This is a genomic window from Sphingomonas sp. FUKUSWIS1 (assembly GCF_000733135.1).
Classification (GTDB): domain Bacteria; phylum Pseudomonadota; class Alphaproteobacteria; order Sphingomonadales; family Sphingomonadaceae; genus Sphingomonas; species Sphingomonas aerolata.
This window is the reverse complement of record NZ_JPJC01000181.1, coordinates 1-3,168: the sequence shown is the minus strand read 5'-3', so window position 1 is coordinate 3,168 and position 3,168 is coordinate 1. Positions and strand designations below refer to the sequence as shown.

Annotated in this window: 3 protein-coding genes and 1 pseudogene; all 4 read right to left on the bottom strand. The window is 68.8% G+C overall.

Features of this window, described 5'->3' with window-relative positions:
* Positions 1 to 1,379: heme lyase CcmF/NrfE family subunit (locus sphsw_RS11385; RefSeq protein WP_031440725.1), on the bottom strand; the 1,379-nt coding region annotated here is incomplete at its 3' end.
* Positions 1,376 to 1,822 carry a cytochrome c maturation protein CcmE gene (ccmE, locus tag sphsw_RS11380; RefSeq protein ID WP_031395338.1) on the bottom strand — a complete coding sequence of 149 codons (447 nt, stop codon included), beginning with the start codon at positions 1,820 to 1,822 and terminating at the stop codon, positions 1,376 to 1,378. The genes sphsw_RS11385 and ccmE, both read right to left, overlap by 4 nt.
* Before the next feature lie 111 nt (positions 1,823 to 1,933).
* Positions 1,934 to 2,659: a heme ABC transporter permease CcmC gene (gene ccmC / locus sphsw_RS11375; protein WP_031440724.1), complete on the bottom strand. Its 726-nt coding sequence runs from the start codon at positions 2,657 to 2,659 to the stop codon at positions 1,934 to 1,936.
* A gap of 106 nt (positions 2,660 to 2,765) precedes the next feature.
* A pseudogene (locus sphsw_RS11370) lies at positions 2,766 to 3,168 on the bottom strand (amino acid dehydrogenase); the annotation flags it as partial.

Below are 3,168 nucleotides of genomic sequence, written 5' to 3'. Positions count from 1 at the left end.
GCCACTGCGAGGCCCGCCGCGAGGCTGAGCCCTGCCCAGGGCAGGACGCCCGGCCAGACGAACAGCAGCGCGACCGCCGCCACCACGGTGGCCGCGATCGGCAGCGCGACCCGGCCGACGACCGCCTTCGCCTCGTCACGACGCCAGCGCAGCAGCGGCCCGACCGCCATCACCGCGACCAGCGCCAGCGCGATCGGCCCCGCCGCCTTGTTGAAGAAGGGCGGCCCGACCGACAGCTGCACACCGAAGCTCGCCGCGACGATCGGGTAGAGCGTGCCGATCAGGACGATGCCGAGGATCACCGAGAGTAGCAGATTGTTCGCGACCAGCCCGCCCTCGCGGCTGACCGGATCGAAGGTCGTGCCCGCGCGCACGGTGCCGATCCGCGCGGCGAACAGAGCGAGCGCGCCGCCGATATAGATGGCGAGCAGCGCGAGGATGAACGCGCCGCGCTCCGGGTCGACCGCAAAGGCGTGGACGCTGGTCAGGATGCCCGAGCGCACCAGGAACGTGCCGATCATCGACATCGAGAAGGCGACGACCGCAAGCATGATCGTCCAGGCGCGCAGCCCGTCGCGCGTCGCCAGCACGGTCACCGAATGGAGCAGCGCGGTCGCCGCGAGCCACGGCATCAGCGACGCGTTCTCGACCGGATCCCAGAACCACCAGCCGCCCCAGCCGAGTTCGTAATAGGCCCAGTAGCTGCCCGCGGTGATGCCGAGCGTCAGGAAGATCCACGCGATCAGCACCCAGGGCCGCATCGCTTTGGCAAAGCCCGGCCCGACGTCACGCGTGACCAGCGCACCGACCGCGAACGAGAAGGCGACCGAAAGCCCGACATAGCCGGTGTAGAGCGTCGGCGGGTGGAACGCCAAGCCGGGGTCCTGGAGCAGCGGGTTGAGCCCAAGCCCGTCGGGCGCCGCCGGGGTCAGCCGCGCGAACGGATTGGAGGAGAAGAGCAGGAACGCATAAAAACCGAGTGCGATCGTCGCCTGCGCGCCGAGTGTCGCGACCAAAGTGCGTTCGGGCAGCGACCGTTCGAAGATCGCAACCGCGCCGCCCGCCAGCCCCAGGATCGTCACCCAGAGCAGCATCGAGCCCTCGTGATTGCCCCAGGCGCCGGCGAACTTGTAGAGCCAGGGCTTGGCCGAATGGCTGTTCTCGACGACCAGCTTCACCGACATGTCTGAGTTGAGGAACAGGTTGATCAGCAGCGCCATCGCCAGCGCGGCGAGCACGCCCTGGACGACCGCCACTGGGCGCACCGCCGCGGCAACGTCGTCGCGGCCGCGCGCGATCCCGATCACCGCCATCGCCAATTGCAGCGCCGCCAGCGCGCCGGCGAGCCAGAGCGCCGCGAGTCCGGCTTCGGCGATCATGAACCGCGGTCCGGTGCGAGCGTCTTGGTCTCGTGCATCTTGCCCGCCATTTCAGGCGGCATGTATTTCTCGTCATGCTTGGCGAGCAGGTTTGACGCGACGAACCGGCCGTCGGGCTGGAACTGCCCCTCGGCGACGACCCCCGATTTCTCGCGGAACAGGTTCGGGACAATTCCGGCGAAGACAACCGGCGTGGTCGCGGCGCCGTCGGTGACGGTGAAGTGGACGGTGACGCCGTCCGCGGCGCGCTTGACCGAGCCGTCCGCGACCATGCCGCCAAGCCGGACCGCACGGCCGAGCGGCAGCCCGTCGCGCTTCACGTCGGACGGTGCATAGAAGAACGACGCCTGATCCTTCAACGCGGACAGAGCGAGCAGCCCCGCGACGACGACCGCGCCGAGCGCGAGCAGCGCGAGGGTGAGCCGCTGATGCTTGGCCTTCATCGCTCCGCCTTCCGCATCGCCAGATAGCTGAGCAGCGCGACGACGGCGCCGCCGCCCAGCGTCACGGTATAGGCGGCAATCACGAACGGCCAGGCGGTCATGCGCGCACCTTCACGCTCTGGCCATCCGACGCATCCGCGCCTCGGCCTTGGCGGTGGCGAGCAGGGTCCGCATCCGCATCAGCACGATGCCGGCGAAGACGAAGGTGAAGCCCGCGAGCATGATCGGCAGCGGCCAGAGGATCGCGCCGTCGATCGTCGACTTGGTCAGCCCGATGCTCGGCCCCTGGTGCAGCGTGTTCCACCAGATCACCGAATAGCGGATGATCGGCAGCAGCACCGATCCGGCCACGCCGTAGAGCGCGGGCACGCGCCCGTCGCCGCCGCGGTCCGCATCCGCCTTCGCCAGCGCCATATAGCCAAGATAGACGAAGAACAGCAGCAGCATCGAGGTCAGCCGCCCGTCCCATTGCCACCACGTCCCCCAGGTCGGCCGTCCCCAGATCGAGCCGGTCATCAGGCACAAAGCCGCGAACACCGCGCCGGGCAGCGCGATCGCGCGTGCGGCGATGCCGGCCAGCGGGTGACGCCAGACGAGCAGCATGATGCTGGAGATCGCGATCCCGCTCCAGCCGCCCATGCCGAGCCAGGCGGCGGGGACATGGATGTAAAGGATCCGCACCGTCTCGCCCTGCAGATAGTCGGGCGGGGTCTGCGTCAGTCCCGCCCAGCAGCCCAGCGCGATCAGCGCGACGCCCGCCCAGAACAAAGCAGGCGTCAGCGGCCTGGCGATCTTCAGGAAGCGCGCGGGATTGGCAAGGGCGTGCAGGGTGGCCACTGGGTGTTACCACTATGGCAAGTCGTGACGGACTTAAAGCCCCTCTCCCCACCTGGGGAGAGGGAGTGGCCCGCCGTGTCACCGTCCCCGCGAAAGGGGGACGGACTTAGCGGCCGATCAGGCGCTTTGCGATCGAATCGGCGACGTCGGACGACGGTTCGCCGCTGCGGTCGCTCTCGTCCCAGACCTGGATCAGCCGCTCGGGGATGCGTGCGATCCGGGCCTTCACTTCGGCTTCGTCGCCCTGGCCGAGATATTCGAGCCCGACATTGATGATGCCGCCCGCGTTGATCACGTAATCCGGCGCATAGAGGATGCCGCGTGCGTGCAGTCGCGCACCGTCCTCGCGGACGCTGAGCTGATTGTTCGCGCCGCCCGCGACGACCTTGGCCTTGAGCGCGGCGATCGACATTTCGGTCAGGATCGCACCCAGCGCGTTCGGGCTGAAGATGTCGGTGTCAGTCGTCAGGATCGCCTCGGCGGGGACTGCGGTCGCGCCGAGCTCACCC